Here is a 20,434-nt window from a genome sequence, read left to right on the forward strand (position 1 = left end):
GGCCAAGTCATTGAGGGCCGGTTCACCAACCGCTACGACGACGACTGGATCGCTTTTGACTTTGGCCGGCAGGTGGTGGACAAAAACACCACCTTGAAGGTCACCGTCACCATGCGCGATGGCTACTTCCCCACCGGCAAGTCCTTGTCGTTTGTCAACGTATCGGGCTCGGCCCTGCAGTTCACCGACCTGTCAGACAACAGCACCAAAAACAGCTTTGATTTGAATTACTTCAGCGGCACGCGGGAGTACCTGATCAAGGGCATCCAGTGGGGTGCCAACGCTGAAGGTGGCGCATTCGGCGGCAATACCGCTTTCATTGTGATGAACAGTGAGTGGGGTGACGAACCCAATTACAACGATCCCAATCAGGGTGCCTACAGCATCAGCATCAGCCGCTACCGCGCAGGCACCGCGGGTGACGACACCTTGAGCACCGACGGTGCGACGGAGCAGACCAAGGCCGATGAGGTGGCAGGCCTGGGCGGCAACGACAAGATCACCGGCACCGAGCGGGGCGAGGCCTTTGACGGCGGCGATGGCAACGACACCATCAACGCAGGCGCAGGCGATGACCGCCTCCGGGGCGGTGCAGGCACCGACGCGCTGTATGGCGAGGCAGGCAATGACACCTTCATCACCTCCGGTGAAACGAGCGTCAACGACTTGTTTGACGGGGGCGAAGGCACCGACACCTTGCTGGTCACCAGCGATGTCAACCTCACGGGAGCGACGTTCAACTCGGTGGAGTTGATGCAAGGCACAGGCCAGCGCGTCACCGTCACCGCCGCACAATTGGCCGGTTTTGACAGCGCCAACAACGTCATCTTCAGCGGCAGCAACCAAGACTTCAGCGCCTTGGGCGGCAGCTACACACTCGAGGGCACGGCAGGAGACGATGTCCTCAAGGCGGGTGCGGGTGACAACATCATTCGCCCTTTTGCGGGCAACAACACCGTCGTGGGCGGAGCAGGCAACGACACAGTGGTCTGGGAAAGGGGCTGGGGTTCTAACTGGGACTTGCAACACCGCGCAGAGCAAGTTATTTCCTCAACAACCAATGGCTCAAATTATTTAATTCAAGGCAGTTATGCCGGCGGCACCGGCAATGATACGCTCAAGTTTGCATTCAATGAATCCCTTTACAACGTGCTTGGCAGTTGGCGTTGGGAGTACGAACGTCCGGCAACAGAGTTGCCGTTTGGCATCGATCTGAGCCAAGCCAAGGTTGAGGGGTTTGAACACATTGAATTGAGCCGAGGCAATTACACCTATGCAGGTGTTTCCTACGCTTACGGCCCTTCAGCGATCTACTTGAACGCTTCACAGCTCGCCGGCCTGACCACCCTGTCTGGCGGCAACTTTGTCGTCAAAGGCGGCGGCACGGTGGACCTCAGCGCCAAAGTCCTAACCAACGGCGCCACCATCAGCGTCAGCGGCGATCAAAACTACACACTCACAGGCACCGCTGCCAGTGAAACCCTGACCACCTACGGCGGCAATGACAGCATCACAGCAGGCGATGGCAATGACACCATCAGCAGCGGCTCTGGCACAGACAATATCGATGCAGGCGCCGGTAATGACCTGGTCATCATTGACGGCAAAGGCGACATCTCCGGCAACATCGACGGTGGCGCGGGCTTTGACACCTTGGTTTTGCGCAGCGGCGACGTCGATTTGTCGGGTGCAGACATCCACAACATAGAGTCGATCCAGGCCCAATCAGCCACGCTGACCATGACCGATACCCAGTGGGAAAGCTTGGGTAGCTTGGTCATCAAACCCGCTGGTTCGCCCACCCAATACAACCTCAAAATCACCACACCCGACCAGCGCACCGAACTCGCTGCTGACTCGGTTTTTCGGGGGCTGACCGGCACTGAAGGCGACGACCACCTGGTGGCCAACGCCAGCGGCAGCATTTTGATCGGTGGCAGCGGTAACGACCGTTTAGACGGCGGCATCGGAGCCGACCGATTGGTGACCGGCGCCGGCACCGACAGCGTGTACGGCGGCGCTGGCGATGACATGCTGGTAGTCAGCGTCAAAACCTCGGGGCGTGATGTGCTGGACGGTGGCGCTGGCCGCGACACCCTGGTAGTGGCAGACGGCCAAGACTTGCGCCAAGCGACGCTGGCCAGCCTGGAAGTCTTGCAAGGCACTGGCACCGTGACCATGACGCAGAGCCAACTCAATGGCTTTGAGGTGCTCAATGGGGTCAAGGTCCAGTTGGTAGGTGCCACACAAACCGTGCAACTTGGCAACCCCACCATGCTCAACGGGGCGCAGATTTTCCTGCCCAACCTGGACCTGCAAATTGCCGAATCGCGCGCAGCAGTGCTGGGCTCCAGCTTTGACGACAGCATCACCGGCGGCGCGGGTAACGACCTCATCTTGGGCGGCCGCGGCAATGATCACCTGGCGGGCGGCGCAGGCAATGACACGCTGATCGGTGGCAGCGGCACCGACACCTTGGTGGGCGGACAAGGCGATGACCAATTTGAAGTCCACAGCAGTGAATTTGCAGCGGGCGCATCCCAGCAAATTTTGGTCACAGGCACGCTTGGGCAAACGGCGTATTTTGACCATCGGCAACTGGTTTTGTACGCGGACCGCATCGACGGTGGGGTCGGCACCGACAGCTTGGTGCTAGATTTTGGCGTCCGAAATAGCACCGGCTATGTGATCAACGCAGGCCAAGTCAGTGGCATGGAAACACTGGCCCTGCGCTTCAGCGATCACTGGAACATGGTGGCCATGGACGCTGCCAGTTTCAAGCAGTTTTCCAACATTACGGCTGAACACTCCAACAGCGCTATCGGACGATACAACTACGCGAGCTTGGGCATTGCTGGCCATCAAGAAGACCTCAACTTGGATGCCATCGCCGACAACGCGCACATTCGCCAAGTCGTGCTGCAAGGCCGCTTTTTTGACATTGATGCCCAAGCTTTCAGCTCAGGACCAGCCACTTGGGGAGACAGTGGTGACGGAAACAACGGCCTCAATTACAACCACATCAGCGTCACTGACTTTGACAGCATCCTGCTCAGCGACGGCAATGACGGCCTGATTGTTCGGGGTGATACCCACTTCAGCGCGTCAACCGGCGCGGGTGACGACTTGGTGCGAGTCGAGTCCACCGGCACCCTGAACGCCACCTTGTCCGGGGGCGATGGACAAGACGTGTTGGAATTTACAGGTGGCTTTGTTGACATCAGTGTCTCCAGCATCAGCGGGTTTGAAACCATCCGCCATGGCAACACCACCTTGGTCATCACCGAGTCGCAGCGCGATGCGCTGAGTTTTGAAGGTTCCGGCGCCAAGTTCACCAAGGTGGGTAACACCATCGTGGGGTCTGCCAGTGCCGACTCGTACTCGGGCAATTTTGTTGAGGCCTTTCAAGGCGGCCGGGGTAACGACAACATTGCCAACGTGCACACAGCCGTGTTCACAGGAAATTACAACGAGTACGACATTGACTTATTCACCAACGGCGACAGCTTGGTGATCGAGCAGGCACGCGGTGACAAAACCGACGGCAAAGACACGCTGAACAATGTACGGTATTTGAAGTTTGCAGACCAAACTATTGAAGTGGATGACGCCTTCAACAACACCTGGGCATTTACCGGTACAAACAAATACCAATTGCTAAGCCACAAGGCTTACGACAAAAAAGCAGATGGCAACAAAGACTACGCCACCGACATCGATGTTTACAGCACCACACTGGTGCCCAACTCTCCTCTGCTGATTGAAGCCTCTTCTGAAAAAGGCAGTGGTTGGCAAATGAGTTTTATCGATGCGAAAACCGGCCAGCAACTCCAGTTCAAGAGCCTGGTCTACGGTTGGATCAATGGGCAGTTTTCCTCAGGGATGAATGCTGAAGCCAAGTGGTTGCCAGGCTTCCAAACCAACCAAGGTTTTGTCGCCTACCAAGGTGGCGATGTTGTGTTCGACATTCGCTTGGACAGCACCGACATTCAAAGCTACGCCTTCACCCTCAAATATTTGGATGACTACGCCGGCAGCATCCAAACCCAGGGCGAAATGGACCCCCAACTGGGCTTGGTCAAGGGCTATGTGGGCGATGTGGGCGACTCGGACTGGATCCGCACCCAACTGATCGAGGGCACCCAGTACGAGTTCAATCTGCGCGGCGCATCCAGCGACGGCGGCACACTGGTCGACCCCAAGTTGGAACTGCGCGACAGCGCCGGCAGGTTGCTGTTGGTGGGCGGCCAAGGTGTCGGCACAGACGACAAAATTGTGTTCACAGCCAACACAACGGGCACTTACTACCTCAGCGCGCAAGATGTGGTGACCGACTTGGCCAAAGGCACCCAAGGCATAGCATTGGGCTCGTGGACCCTGGAGCAGCGCAGCCTGGACATGATCGCAGACAACCCCAGCAGTTTGGGCAGGGTCGAGTGGTCGGCTGGCAACACTTTCAGTGTCCGCAGCGAAATCAACCAACTCACCGACCGCGACTGGTTCAGGGTGTGGCTGGACAAAGGCATCACCTACAAATTCGAGTTGGCCGGAGCCAGCTCGGGCCAAACACTGACCAATCCCCAACTGTCCATCCGCTCGGTCACGGGTATTTTGCTGAATGCCGACGACAACAGCGGCTCGGGCACCGATGCCGAATTTGCATTCACTGCAGTAGATTCCGGTTGGTACTTTCTGGACGCAGGCGCTGCCGGCAATGGCAGCCGAGGCACCTACCTGCTCAAAGGCTCGCGTCTGAGCGACGACTTCGCCGGTGATGTCCACACCGTGGGCACCGTGCAGGTAGGTGGTGCTGTACAAGGATTGCTGTCTTTCCATGGCGACAATGACTGGTTCAAAGTGGGCCTCAGCGGGGGCGTGACCTACCAGATCGATCTGGTGGGTGACATGTCCGACAATGCAAAGCTTGACCCCATTGGGGACCCCTTGCTGGTGATTCGTGACAGCGCCGGCAGAGAACTGGGCCGTTTCGACGACTTTGGCACCACACTCAATGCACGGGCCTACTTCACACCCCAAGACAACGGCATTTATTTTCTAGATGCCAGCAGTGCATTCCGGTACGACATCGGCGCCTACAAACTGAGCGTTGCTTTGGCGCCGCCAGACGACCACGTCAGCACCCCCAACAATGCGGCCACCAGCTTGACCCTCGGCACCGCAAGCCTGGGGGAAATTGGCGTACCAGGTGACCGCGACATGTTCAAAGTCAGCCTTGAGGCTGGCAAGGTTTACCAACTGAGTGTGGCCGGCATGGCCAGCAGCAAAGGCAACTTGGTTGATCCTTATTTGCGACTTTTTGATTCGGCTGGGCGGCTGATCAATTTTGACAACAACGGTGGCCAGGGCACCGATGCCCAAATGCATTTTGTGCCCACCCAATCGGGCGTGTACTACATCGAAGCCTCATCCAACCAGCCGCGGGGTATGGGCACATACCAAATGGAGGTCACGCAGCGTGACGTACCAGCTGCCGATGCCGGCTCGAACACCCAGACCTGGGTCACGCTGAAAGCGGGCGAAACCTTCTCGGGCACGCTGCTGCAAAAGAACGAACAAGACTGGGTTCGCATTCGGCTCGAAGAGGGCAAGGATTACGTGTTCAAAGCCCTGGCCTCGCACAGCGGCAATGGCAGCTTGAAAGACCCCGTGCTGGAGGTACGCAGTGCCAACGGACAGTTGCTGCAATCCGAGGACAACATGCTCATGGGCAACGAGCCATCCATGCTGTTCACGCCCACAGGCACAGGTGACTACTTTGTGGTGGTGCGCGCTGCCGACGGGCAAAACGACACGGGCAGTTACCAGTTGACGACCCGTGCGCCTGACGACTTTGGCAACACCAGCATCAAAGCATCCACGATCTCATTAGGCCAAACACTGGACGGCGGCATTCAGTGGAACGATGGCAATTTTGGTGCACGGGCCATCAACAGCGTGGGCCTGGCCACCGACTTTGACCAAGACTGGTTCAAGTTTGAAGCGACCCAAGACCAAGTGCTGAGCTTCTTGGTTTCGGTGCCTGGCAACTCCAGCCTGAGCCGCCCTATGGTCGAGATCGTGGACAGCAACATGCGCCAATTGGCTGTGGGCGATGGTCTTGAAATGCTGGACGCCAGCGCACGGGCCACCTTCAAGGCCCCTGACGCAGGCACTTTCTTTGCCCGGGTCATTGATGGAGCTGGCACCACAGGCGCCTATCGCGTCAGTCTAGTGGCCGGTGATGCATCGGACGAAGATGCCAACGGCCCTGTCGCCCTGGCGTTTGACATCAACGCGGGCGTCACCAGCGCGCAACAAGTGGCCCGCATCGGCTTGCCCGGCGATACCGATCAATTCGGCATCGACCTCAAAGCTGGGCACAGCTACAGGATCGAAACCGTGGCTGTGCGCGATGGGCAACATGCGCCTTTGGCCGGCACCCGCCTGGACATGCAGTTCAAGGAGGCCCTGCAAACGGCCTCTGTCAAAGTAGACAGCAACGCCCTGACCAGCAACCCCTCCAACTTTGAGTCGGCCATGTTCAGCCCCACGGCAGATGGCAGCTTGTCGATCAAGGTCTCAGCCACAGACGCCATTGAAGCTGGTCAATACCGATTGCGCGTGATCGATCTTGGTGCCGAACAAACCGACGACCGCCCTGACACTGTGAGCCAGTACCTGGTTGACACGCATGGCGTGTTAGGCGTGAACCAACCCAGCCAAGGCCGCATTGACGACAGCGGCGATGTGGATCTGTTTGCGGTGGACTTGACCGCTGGGCAGATTTACGAGTTTTCAATCAAAAGTTATTTAGACGGCCTGGGCACCCTGGCCCAAGGCGACCTGCGACTGCTGGACGCCAAAGGTCAGCTGGTCACCTCGGGGCAATTTGACACCACATCAGGCCGCACCGACATGGCCGTCTCGGTGTTTGACAGCGGTCGCTATTTTCTGGCTGTCAGCCCCATCGATTTGCCGGGCAACATCGGCACGTATGTACTGGACAACCGTCAATTGGATTTGGACTCGGTACCAGAAGACGACATCCGCGCAGACGCCTTATCGGGCATGCGGGTGGCACCAGGCAAAGCTGCGACCGGCACCATCAACCATGCCAGCGACCGCGACTGGTTCAAGGCCAACTTGGTGGCAGGAAAGGTCTACACCCTCGACGTGTTGGCAGACGGCTCGGGCTCGGGCGGGTTCTTGAAAGACGCCAATTTGCGCTTGCTGGATGCGCAAGGCCTGCAATTGGCCTTTGACGACAACAGTGGCGCGGGCAAAGACGCCCACATCCAGTTTTCGGCGCAATCGACTGGGGATTACTTTTTAGACGTGGGCGCAAACCTTGGCGAGTTGGGCAGCTACACCGTGCGCTTGCGTGAGCTGTACAGCGGCGTCGCAGACCCCTATCGCGCCGCTCAGTGGTATCTGGACCTGATAGACCTGCCCAGCCTGGATGGTCGCTATTCGGGCGCCAACGTGAGCGTCTCCTTCATTGACGATGGCGTGGACACTGCCCACCCCGACCTCAACCTCCAGCTGGACTTTGCGAAAGCCTACGACGCCCAATTCAATACCAAAGACGGCATGCACAAGTACCCCATTTTGGTGGGGCCGCCCGACTTCCACGGCACCTTGATCGCCGGCATCATTGGCGCCGAGGCCAATAACGAGACCGGTATCGTGGGCGTGGCGCAAGACGCCAACTTGGTCTCCACCCGTGTCAAGTGGGCGTGGGACCACATGACCGAAGCCATCTCGACCCAATGGAAGTTTGATGTGAGCAACAACAGTTGGGGTGCGATTGTCCCCTTCAGCGACAACTTCAACAGCACCGCCATGACCTTTGCTTACGAAGGCTTGCGCAAAGGCGTCGAAATGGGTCGCGAAGGACTGGGCACCGTGTTTGTGTTTTCTGCCGGCAACAGCGCTGCATTGGGGCACAACACCAATTACTTCAACTACCAAAACGCCCGCGAAGTGATCACGGTTGGCGCCACAGATGCCAGCGGTGCACCCGCGGCGTTCAGTACACCGGGTGCCAATGTGCTGGTGTCCGCGCCTGGTGTGGGGGTCATGACCACCCAACGTTACGGTGGCTACACAGAGATGAACGGCACATCCGCATCGGCCCCCATCATCTCGGGTGTGGTGGCGCTCATGCTCGAGGCCAACCCCGATCTGGGCTACCGCGATGTGCAGAAAATTTTGGCCTACGCCACCACACATCCTGATAACCAAGACTGGAAAACCAACGGCGCAAGCGACTGGAACCTGGGTGGCATGCGCTACAACGACAAGACCGGTTTTGGTTTGGTCGATGCCTATGCTGCTGTGCGCTTGGCTGAAAGCTGGACCGAACAAAACACCGCCTTCAACCAAGTCACGGCCTCAGCGCGTGCATTTGGCTTGAACGCTGCCATACCGGATGGCGACGGCGAGTTCAGCCGACAATTCCACATAGACAACGACCTGTCGGTGGAACATGTCGAGTTGGGCATTGATCTGCGGCACACCCGCATGGGCGATCTGGTGGTCGAATTGATTTCACCCAACGGCACCGTATCAACCCTAATGAACCGCCCCACCGCCTCTGCAGATGCGCCATTTGGGCTCAGCGGTACAGACAGCGGCGTGCCCACACGCCTGCTGTGGGACTTCTCAAGTGTGCAGTTTTATGGCGAACAGGCCTCAGGCACCTGGACTGTCAACGTCCGTGATGTACGCGCAGAACACGCCGGCAGTTTGAACAGTCTGTCTTTGCGCCTGTATGGCTCCGAGGCCAATGGCGACAGCACTTATGTGTTCACCGACGAAGGCTTTCAAAACAGCCAAGGCCGTACGCTGGAAGACGAACAAGGCATTGACACCATCAACGCGTCCCCAGTGCGCCACGGTATGTTGATTGACCTGACCCAAGGCATCATTGCCTCTCAATCGGTTTCGCACACCATCGCCTCTTGGTCCACCATTGAAAACAGTGTCAGTGGCGACGGCGACGACTTTTTGATTGGCAACGCCACCACCAACTGGTTGCGCGCGGGCAACGGCCAAGACAGCCTCGAAGGTGGTGCCGGCAATGACACATTGGAAGGTGGTGAGGGCTTTGACACGGCGATCTACCAAGGCAACATGGCCGAGTTTTCGGTCGTTTGGAACGCCACCACCCGCCAAATCCAAGTCACCGACCTGGTGCGTACTGGCCTGGACGAGGGCAGCGATGTTTTGAGCGGCATTGAACGCATCGTCTTTGCCGACGGCGAAACCAACTTGGGCACCATGGTGGGCAACCGCCCACCAGTGGCCAACCGCGAGTGGTTCAGCAGCCCAGTCACCCTGGCACCGGGCATGGGCATTGAGCTGACCATTCCCAGCACGGCCTTCAGCGACCCCGACCCGAACTCAATCACAGACTCTTCATCTGGGGCCCAAAACGATATCGCTGTGGCCGAGGCTGCAGGTGGCGAGTTGCCCGATTGGCTCAGCTACGACCCTGTCACCAAAAAGCTCAGCGGCACCCCGCCCGAAGACCACCAGGGTCAGCTCAAGCTGCTGGTGACCGCCACTGACGAATTTGGCGAAACCGCCAGTGACGTGTTGACCCTCCAATTTGGCGACAACCAAGCGCCTGAACTGGATGCACCCAGCGAACGCACACTGCAAGAAGACGCAGGCTTGGTCGCACTCCAAATCGGCTCACCAGAGGACCCAGAAGGACTTGAAGTCACCGTCAAAATCCTGGAAATCCCGAGCGTGGGCGAGATCCTAGACAAAGCGGGCCAAGTGGTCTCCGTTGGCCGCACCATGAGTGCCGACGCTTTGACTGAACTGCACTACCGCAGCATCCCAGACGCCAATGGCAGCGCGGGCATGTTGCGCTACGAAGCCACCGATGAAGATAAGGTCAGCGCCATTTCGTCTGTCCGTTTGTTCATCCAACCCGTCAACGATGCGCCGCGCTTCAGCCGCGCCGATGGCAAATTGGTCATCAACTACCCAGCACAATCGGTTTTACCGCTGGACATGGCCAGGCCCACCGATCCCGAGTCCAGCTTGAATGATGTGCGCATCACCGCTTTGCCAGCCTTAGGTCAAGTTTCCTTGAATGGCGAACGAGTGGTCTTGAACCAGGTGATCAGCCTGCAGGACCTGCAAAACCTGGTGCTGAGCTTGACCGAGAACGTCAACGGCCCGATCGGTCGGGTTGGCATTCAAGCCACCGACCCCCAAGGCCTGAGCACTGAGTGGTCGCTGCAACTGGAGGTTCTGGGCGAGGCTTACTCGAACATCGGGACGCTGTCGAACGACGAAATTTTTGGCAGCATTGGCAACGACACTCTGTATGGCATGGCTGGTGACGACACCTTGGTGGGCAACGCTGGCAACGATCGCCTGTTGGGCGGCTTGGGCAATGACCACCTGTTCGGTGGCAGTGGCGATGACGTACTGGATGGCTCCAGCGGCAACGATTACCTGGACGGCGGTACGGGCAATGACACCCTGTCTGGCGGACCAGGCCATGACACCTATGTGGTCGACTCGGCCGGAGATGTTGTGCTCGAGCTAATTGCATCGGGCGCGGGTGGCAAAGACTTGGTGATGACCTCCATCACCTACTCGGCCCCGGCCAATGTGGAAAACCTGCAAGCCATGGAAGGCCTGGCGATCAACCTGACCGGAAACGAATTGGACAACGTCTTGGCCGGCAACGCCATGGACAACACGCTTTCGGGCGGGTCTGGCCGCGACACCTTGCTGGGCGGTGCTGGCAACGACCGTCTGGACGGTGGCACGGAGGTCGACCGCATGGCTGGTGGCGCAGGCGACGACAGCTACTGGGTCGACTCACGACTTGACACCGCCATTGAATTGTCGAACGAGGGTACCGACACGGTTTACGCCCGCTCCAGCTTTACGCTGCCCTCAAACATCGAAAACCTCGAACTTTTGGAGGGCGGTGACTGGACTGGTGCAGGCAACTCACTCAACAACCACATCAAAGGCAATTCGGATGCCAACGTGTTGGCCGGTGGCATGGGCGCCGACACCCTGGAAGGCGGGGATGGCGATGACCTCTACATCTTGAGCGACAACCTCGACCAGATCATTGACACAGGCGGCAAAGACACCATCCGCACCAGCGTCAGCATGACACTGCCGGACATGATCGAAAACGGCGAGCTGATGGGCTTTGCTGACCTTTGGCTCAACGGCAACCGTTTCAACAACCACCTGACGGGCAACATGGGCGACAACATCTTGCAAGGCGGCGCTGGCGTTGACACCCTGACCGGTGGCGATGGCAGCGACCAATTCGTCATGGCATTCAACGGCGCAGGCAGTGCGGCGGATTCTGTCACGGACTTCAAGGCTGGCGTGGACCTGCTCGTGATCGACCTGGTCTCATTTGGCATCGATCCAGTCGCCCTGGGGCTCGTGTCCTCAGGCGCGGTGAGCAGCAGCGCCTTTGTCAAAGGCATTGGTGTTCGCCCACTGGATCCGAACGACCACTACCTGCTCGACACGGCCCAGGGCGTGTTGCGTTTCGACCCCGATGGCAACGGCGCACAAGCAGCCGTTGACTTGGTGAAATTTGTTGGCGTGGTGGACAAAGACTTCGCCAGCAGCGACATTTACATCGCCATCTGACGTAAAGACACAGGAACTTTCCATGGCATTCACACAAGTTGCCGCGCCTGACCTCAAACCCTTGGTCAGCAGCGGCAGCCCCAACCTGTATTTGTTGCAAGCACTGGGCTTCACCGGCGACAGCCGCTTGATGCTGGTGCAAGCCAGTTTTTCAGATACCGCTGTTCAACCCACCGTGACACAGCAAGCCATCTGGCTTTATGACGTGAACAACCGCAGCTACACCAGCAGCCTGAGCACTCTTCTGACCAGCGACACCACCGCGTTGCGCGAGCTCGATTTGCGCCACGCCAGCATCGCTGGCACAGCAGACCGCTTCAGCTTGGTCATTGAACACCAGATGCGTGGCAGCACTGAAGCTCCACAATTGGCATGGGTAAAAGACGGTGTTCTGGTCCAACGAGACCTGCTGTCCAACCTGCTGGGCAATGGCGTACAAGTGCGCGCCGAACGGTACGAACTCAGCGCTGACGGCCGCTACTTGGCCATTCAAACCAGCAGCGCCCTTTTGGCCAAAAATCAAGAGCCCGACACCAACGAGGCCAGTGACATCTATTTGATCGACTTGAACAATCTGAGTACCCAGGGAGCCCTGAGCATTCAGCGTGTCAGCGCCATGGGCAGTTTTGAGTTGCGGCAAGCCAGTTTTTTGGGTGGCATCTACGCAGACACGCAAGGTGTGTCTGTCCTCTTTGCCACAGAAGGCAGCTTCAGCAACAAAGACCAAAACAGCGAAGCTGTTGCCCTCATCGATCGCAGCGATGCCTATTTATGGCACAGCCAGCACACGGCAACCGGACTGCAAGGCACACCCAGCGTTAACCTCGCATCTGCTCAAGGCGCTTCAGGTTTGGCAGCAGGTGGGGTTGACAGTGAAGGCTTATGGGTCACGGCAGCGGGTGCCATTTTCAACAGCAATGCAGAAGGGCTGACCCCCAACGATAACAACCAAGCCAGCGATGCCTTTTTCCGCACAAGTGAAGGCACCGTCAGCCAGATAGCACTTCAGGGCGTGTCAGAAATGGCACAAGGCGCTCAAGCGCTGTCGAGCAGCAACCCAGGCAACTTGCAGTTGCTGCTGACCGAATTGCCCGAAGACTCCACCATGGGCGTACAAAAACTTGTCTTGAAGGACACGCGCACGGATACATGGGCCGTGGTGTCTGAAAAAGACAGGGCTGCTGACGACTCCGCTTTTGCGGCCAAACTGTCACCCAACGGTGCAGTGCTGGCCTTTAACAGCAAAGCCACCAACCTTGTTGCGGGCCAAGACAACAGCGCCATTGGTGGGCAGTTGTTTCTGACCGAGACCGGATTGCAGGACGGCTCCAATGCCAAGACCATCAGCGGCACTGCGTTGCACTGGAAAAGCAAAAAACCTATCGCCGGTGTCACCGTGCAAGTGCAAGAGTCAACGCATGTGAGCGATAGCACAGGCTTGTTTGAATTCACGGCAGAACCCAGCGGAGAAATGGAATCGTTGCCCATGAGCGCAAGCAAAGCAGTCCCTGGCGGCAGCGCTGCCAGCAGCGGCATCACCCTCACCGACGTGCTGGGCGCCTTGAAGGTGTACCTGGGCAAGCCCCTGCCCGAGGCTTACAACAACGACCTCAAGTTCATCGCGGCAGACTTTGACGGCAACGGCAGCGTCAACCTCACAGACGTTCTGGGCCTGCTCAAGTTTTACCTTAACAAACCGGTCAACGCGGCCCCGGCATGGGTGTTTGTCGACAGCGCGCAGACCACCTCCGTCAACGGACAAACGCTGCACTGGTCCAACAAAACCGGCCAAACCCTCAGCAATGCGGCTTCAGCCCCCGCCCCCATCTTGGCCGAGCTGAACAGCGATGAACCGGTGCAGCTGGTGGGTGTGCTGCGAGGGGATGTGGATGGGAGTTGGTCTGGGTAGGGGCTTTGCCCTCGATTGAGTCCGTACAAGATTTCTACGACCATGTCTGATCTGATTCCGGGTAACACCTCTTCTAACACTCCGATTGCGATCGGATCTTCTGTCAGTGGTCGACTTGACTTCAACGGCGATACCGACTGGTACAGGGTGCAGCTTCAAGCTGGATTTGGCTACCAAATATGGATGGAGGCCGCATCAAGTGGAAACGGAACTTTGTTGGATCCATACCTTGCGATTTACAACTCAGCAGGTACTTTTCAGCACGCAAACAACGACTCTTCTTTAATTACACGTGATGCTTATTTAACAACGGTTCCCACTGGATCTGGGACGTTCTACATAAGTGCAGAGGAGTTTGGAAACAATGGGGTGGGTAGCTATCGACTGACCGCATGGCTTGACCAATTGGCAAACAATTCGAGCGCAGCAACCATAGCGCCGAACAGTTTGGTGACTGATCGAATTGGTTGGCATACAGACTACTCTGATTGGTATGCCATCACCCTGACTGCCGGCGTCAACTACCAATTCGATGTCACAGGCTCGGCACTGCATGGCGCATCTTTGGCACTCGCTGACCCATTTCTTTTTTTGAGAAATGCGAGTGGAGCTCTTTTGCTGAGTGATGATGATGGGGGCAATGGAATAGACTCGCGAATTTTTTTCACGCCGACTGTTTCCGGTACTTACTTTTTAGATGTTCAGGAATCCGGTGTTGACGCTTATGGTGTTTATTCCTTGATCGTGAACGAAGCGCCAGTCGCCGGTACTCTTGAGATCAATACGCCATCGCAGGACGGCATCGCGTTTCAAGGCGATTTCGATCTTTTCGCTATCACCCTGACAAGCGGAATCAGCTACGGATTTTCGATTAATGGCCTAACGCTGACTGATCCGTTTATTGAGCTCATGGACTCAAATGGCGTTGTCATTGCCAGTGATGATGACAACGGACCAGGCCTCAATAGCCTGCTTGCATTCACGCCAACCACATCTGGAACCTATTACCTTGCTGCAAGGGCAGCCAACTATGCTTCACTTGGAAGTTATACCGCTCGCGTTTGGGAACTGCCTAGTATCTCGATTGGTAACGCCTCGGTAGTTGAAGGGAACACGTCAACAAAACCGATCGACTTTCCCATAACACTGTCGAAGGCCAGCCCGGTGGATGTCAGCTTCACCATAGGAACCCGCGCTGGAACAGCCTGGACAGCAACCGGTGACTATGAAGGCATTTGGGAAACTACGCTGACGATCCCAGCGGGGCAAACTTCCGCTGTCTTTTCCATCCCCGTTTACGGAGATACGCAATTTGAACCCAATGAAGGTTTTAGCGTTGTGCTCTCCAACCCCGTCATGGCCACGATTGCTGGCGGCGAGGCGCGTGGATGGATTGTTGACGACGATGCGCCGTACGTACTTCCAAGTGATCCCCTGTCCAGATTCGAGTGGCATCTTTATCCTGAAGTGGGTGCCAATGTCTTTCCCGTTTGGGAGTCATGGAATGGCTCTGGTATCAAAGTCGCAGTATTTGATCAGGGCATTGACCCCATGCACCCTGACCTCAATGACAACCTTCTATCAGGGCTTGGGCGACGTGCCTCAAATTTGACGGCAGGTGGAGATCCTATTCTCGCTGCTGACAACCATGGAACGCCCGTGGCTGGCGTAATTGCCGCGGAGGCAAACGGTGCAGGCGTGATCGGTGTTGCGCCCAAGGCATCGCTGGTCTCGATCTATTCGACGCTTGCCTCATCTGCTGTCAGTTTTGGTGCTGAAATTTCGAATGCTTTCGCTTATGCCGAAAGCTTCGATGTTCTGAATAACAGTTGGGGTTTCGGCAATTATTCGCGAGTTGGATCAGAGTTTCCCTGGGCCTTTTTGGATAATTTTCGTAGCCCAACTTTTGCTGCGGCTGGGCAAGCCTTGAAAGGATTGGCTGAAAATGGACGTAATGGCCTCGGCACTGTTGTTGTTCAGTCAGCAGGCAACAGTTACAGCCTAGGTGACGATACCAACCTCCATAACTTCCAGAACAGCCGCTACATCATCACGGTCGCAGGCACCGATTACCAGGGTACGGAGACGAGCTACAGCTCACCAGGAGCCTCGGTGCTGATCGCAGCGCCAGGGGGTGAAGTCAATATCAATGATGATGCGTTGAGCCAAATTCTCACGACCGACAGAGTCGGAAATTCAGGCTACGACAGCTCGGATTACACCTTGATCGCTGGGACTTCATTTTCTGGCCCAGTGGTTTCGGGGGTGGTAGCTCTGATGCTGGATGCCAACCCGACATTGGGATACAGAGATGTCCAGCAAATCATCGCTTACTCGGGCAGAAAGATTGCCGAGGAAGAAAACGACTGGAAGTACAACGGCGCATCTGATTGGAATGGCGGCGGCCTTCACTATGACAGTCTCATCCACAACCTGGGATTCGGCCTGATTGACGCACTCACGGCTGTAAGGCTTGCCGAATCCTGGTCGACGCCCTCGCAGACCAGCGCAAACGACTTAGAGCATTCTGTCACGCGCACCCTGCGGCAGACCATCCCCGACGGTACATCGCTGCTTCAGCAGACTGTCAACGTCACACAAGCCATGGAAGTTGAACGGGTTGAGGTCACCATTGACATCTCGCACGCTTGGATCGGCGACCTGAGCATTCTCCTTACTTCTCCGGCTGGCACCAGCAGTTGGCTTTTGTGGCGACCCGGTCAGACGGGTAACAGCCCTTATGGCCAAAGTCAGGACAACATCAACTTTACTTTCAATACTGTTCTGTCTTGGGGAGAGACCAGTATCGGCACTTGGACCCTTTCGGTTTTTGATCAAGCATTCCTCCATATTGGGACACTCAATTCATGGACCTTGAACCTGATCGGTAAGCCAGCCTCTGAAGATGAAGTTTATGTGTACACCAACGAATTCAGTGAATCGGTCACTGATCAAACTTACCGGGCCACTCTGAATGATTCCGGGGGTATCGATGAGATCAATGCAGCAGCTGTGAGCACCGCCACAACGCTGAATTTGCAAGCTGGCACCCAGAGCATCATTGATGAACAGACCCTTACTATCAGCGCCGGATCCCTGATTGAACATGCAGTGACTGGTGACGGAAACGATGTTATTTCCGGCAATCAAGCTGCCAATTTCTTGCGGGGTATGCGAGGAAATGATTCTCTTTCTGGAGGCGAGGGAAACGACAGTCTCGTGGGGGGCATTGGCGATGACTTCCTCGACGGGGGGCTGGGTATTGACGTGGCAGTTTTTAGTGGACTGTTTGCGGGATACAGCATTGAAATGTCTGGAGCGGATTACTGCATCATTGATATTTTTTTGAACGACGGCGATGAAGGTACAGACATCCTAAGCGATATTGAAGAAGCCAAATTCAGCGATGCAACAGTTCAGTTAGCAAGCCTAGACCTTACCCCTCCGACCATCGCCAAATTCAACCCCGATGACGGTACTGGCAGTGTCGCTTTGGACAGCAACATATCAATTACTTTTAGCGAAAACATCCAGTTGGGGAGCGGTAACATTGAGATCAGGCAGGGCTCGAGCAGTGGCACCCTGGTCGAGTCATTCAATGTGGCTGGCAACTCACGGGTGCAGGTCTCCGGATCAACGCTGACTATTGATCCAACCCTCAATCTGTCCGAGTCTGTACAGTATTTTTTGTTAATCCCCTATGAAGCGATTCGCGACCTGGCAGGAAACAGTTACGCGGGAATCAACACATACGATTTCACTGGTAATGCCAGTCCAGTTGCCACCGGTTTTTCATTGACGACAAGCGAAGACACTTTCAGGACTGGTACTTTGACCGGCACAGATGCCGATGGAAAGCTATTGACTTTTACCAAGGTTACGAATCCCACCAAAGGTGCCGTGACGCTCAACGCCACCACGGGTGAGTTCGCCTACACGCCCAACGCTGACTTTAATGGTAGCGACAGTTTCACTTTCAAGGTCAATGACGGAACTGTAGATTCTGAAACAGCTTCGGTATCAATCACGGTACTGCCTGTCAACGACCAGCCCACCGGCACTGTCTCCATCAGTGGCGCACCCACCCCAGGCCAAACCCTCACCGCTGCCAACACCTTGGCCGACATCGACGGCCTGGGCACCATCAGCTACCAATGGCTGGCCAATGGTGCGGTCATCGTTAGTGCCACAAGCAACACCTTCCTGATCACACAAGATCAAGCCGGGCAACAGATCAGCGTGCGCGCCAGCTACACCGACCTACATGGCACATCAGAATCGGTCGACAGCGCCTCACTCAAAATCAACACACCGCCTGTGGCCCGTGACAACAGCTACACGATTGCCGAGGACGACACACTGGTGCTGGGCAATGTGATCTCCGATGGCTGGGCACCCGGCACCGCAGGGCAAACCCAATTTCATGACACCGATGCCGATGGCGACGCCCTGAGCATCAGCGCCGTCACAGTGAACGGCTTGCTCACCGCTTGGGCGGATTTACCCAACTCAACCGATCCATCCGATCTGGCGGATGCACAGCGCGGCATCGAGTGGAAAACCATCGCTCTGCCCAATGGCACAGCTTGGCTCCAGGCTACTGGCGGGCTGCGCTATGCGGGCAAACCCAATGACACCTTGGGAGATACCCTCAGCTACACCATCACAGACGGCCAAGGCGGCACTGCCAGCGCGCAGGTGCGGATCAAGGTGTTGTCTGTCAATGATTCCCCGACAGGCAGCGTCAGCATCTCCGGCACCGCCACCCAAGGCCAAGTGCTGACGGCTACCAACACATTGGCCGACATTGATGGCATACCAACTACTGGCACAGGCGCTATTGGCTACCAATGGCTGGCCGATGGCGTCAATATCAGCGGTGCAACAGCAAGCACCCTCACGCTGGCCCAAGCCCAAGTGGGTAAAGTCATCACCGTGCGCGCAAGCTACACCGATGGCTTCGGTCAAGCCGAGAGCGTCACCAGTACAACAACGGCCTTGGTTGCTAACGTCAATGATCTGCCCACCGGCACCTTAACAATCTCCGGCACCGCCACCCAAGGCCAAGTGCTGACTGCTGCGAACACCATGGCTGATCTTGATGGTTTGGGCGAGATCAGTTATCAGTGGCTGGCCGACGGCGTCAACATCAGCGGTGCCACAGCAAGCACCCTCACGCTGGCCCAAGCCCTGGTGGGCAAGGCCATCACCGTGCGCGCAAGCTACACCGATGGCTTCGGTCAAGCCGAGAGTGTCACCAGTACCGCAACGGCCTTGGTTACCAACGTCAACGACCAGCCCACCGGCACTGTCTCCATCAGTGGTGCACCCACCCCCGGCCAAACACTCACCGCTGCCAACACCTTGGCCGACATCGATGGCCTGGGTGAGATCAGCTACCAATGGCTGGCCAATGGTGCGGTCATCGTTAGTGCCACAAGCAACACCTTCCTGATCACACAAGATCAAGCCGGGCAACAGATCAGCGTGCGCGCCAGCTACACCGACCTACATGGCACATCAGAATCGGTCGACAGCGCCTCACTCAAAATCAATACACCGCCTGTGGCCCGTGACAACAGCTACACGATTGCCGAGGACGACACACTGGTGCTGGGCAATGTGATCTCCGATGGCTGGGCACCCGGCACCGCAGGGCAAACCCAATTTCATGACACCGATGCCGATGGCGACGCCCTGAGCATCAGCGCCGTCACAGTGAACGGCTTGCTCACCGCTTGGGCGGATTTACCCAACTCAACCGATCCATCCGATCTGGCGGATGCACAGCGCCGCATCGAGTGGAAAACCATCGCTCTGCCCAATGGCACAGCTTGGCTCCAGGCTACTGGCGGGCTGCGCTATGCGGGCAAACCCAATGACACCTTGGGAGATACCCTCAGCTACACCATCACAGACGGCCAAGGCGGCACCGCCATCGCGCAGGCGCAGATCAAGGTGCTGCCAGTGGATGACCCGACCTCAGCCTCCTTGAATATCTCGGGCAGTGCCAAGACAGGCGGCGCCCTCAGCTTGAATGTCAGCAACATCACCGACCCCGATGGCACCCCCAGCCTGGCCTACCAATGGCAGTGGCTGAGCGATCAAACCTGGCAAGACATCGAAGGGGCAACCAGCCCCACATGGGACATCCCCACCGGCGGCCTTTGGGCTGACCGTGCCGTGCGGGCACAGCTCAGCACCACAGACCCTTTGGGCGGCAAGAGTGTGTTTCACAGCGATGCCCAAACCATCGAAGCCAGCAGCCAGTTGCTGCTCAGTGCCGCGCATTGGAAATCGGGCAAAGCCCTATCAGGGGTTGGCTTGGGGCTGTTCGACGGCGCCACAGAGTTCAAAACCGGCTCAGATGGCACTCTGAGCGCACAAGGCTTTCAAGACCCCGATGGCGTGGACGATGGCCAAACCGTGCTCAACCCGACGCTGGCAGCCGACCCCAAACAAGCCAGCATCACCCTCACCGACGTGCTGGGCGCCCTCAAGGTCTACCTGAACAAGCCGCTCGACGCCGCATATGACTCGCCCTACAAATACATTGCCGCCGACTTCCAGGGCGATGGCGATGTGGACCTGTCGGACGTGCTCAGCCTGCTCAAGTATTACCTCAAGAAACCCGTGGACGCCGCCCCTAGTTGGGTGTTTGTGGACAGCGCCCAAACAGTCACAGTGGGTAGCCAGAACCTGCCCGCATCCAGCTCAGCTGGCCAGGCACTGAGTAAAAGCCATGCGGTGCCAGCAGACATTAATGTGGACTTGAACAGCGACACACCGCTGCAACTCATAGGGGTGCTGCGCGGAGATTTGGATGGAAGTGCCATCGCTTAAACTAATTTATCGCTCTGGTAATTTTGGAGT

At 57.1% G+C, this 20,434-nt stretch carries 3 protein-coding genes; all 3 read left to right on the top strand.

Translation table 11 applies throughout. The annotated features are described in order from the left end of the window. The first annotated feature begins 75 nt into the window (after positions 1-75). The 3 genes from B9Z50_RS00005 to B9Z50_RS00015 are packed head-to-tail and all read left to right on the top strand — an operon-like array spanning position 76 to position 20,404. Positions 76-11,652: a S8 family serine peptidase gene (locus B9Z50_RS00005; protein WP_233249691.1), complete on the top strand. Its 11,577-nt coding sequence runs from the start codon at positions 76-78 to the stop codon at positions 11,650-11,652. Between the two features lie 22 nt (positions 11,653-11,674). Next, complete coding sequence (locus B9Z50_RS00010; RefSeq protein WP_108361679.1) at positions 11,675-13,561, top strand: hypothetical protein; 1,887 nt, start codon at positions 11,675-11,677, stop codon at positions 13,559-13,561. A gap of 42 nt (positions 13,562-13,603) precedes the next feature. Further along, entirely contained in the window at positions 13,604-20,404 is a 6,801-nt protein-coding gene (locus B9Z50_RS00015; RefSeq protein WP_108361680.1) for a S8 family serine peptidase, read from the top strand. Positions 20,405-20,434 lie beyond the last annotated feature (30 nt).

Source organism: Limnohabitans sp. Bal53 (assembly GCF_003063355.1).
In the GTDB taxonomy this organism is placed as follows: Bacteria; Pseudomonadota; Gammaproteobacteria; order Burkholderiales; family Burkholderiaceae_C; genus Limnohabitans_A.

Coding starts and splice junctions, on each gene's coding strand:
- B9Z50_RS00010 (WP_108361679.1), top strand. CDS start 11,675: ATGGCATTCACACAAGTTGCCGCGCCTGACCTCAAACCCTTGGTCAGC.
- B9Z50_RS00015 (WP_108361680.1), top strand. CDS start 13,604: ATGTCTGATCTGATTCCGGGTAACACCTCTTCTAACACTCCGATTGCG.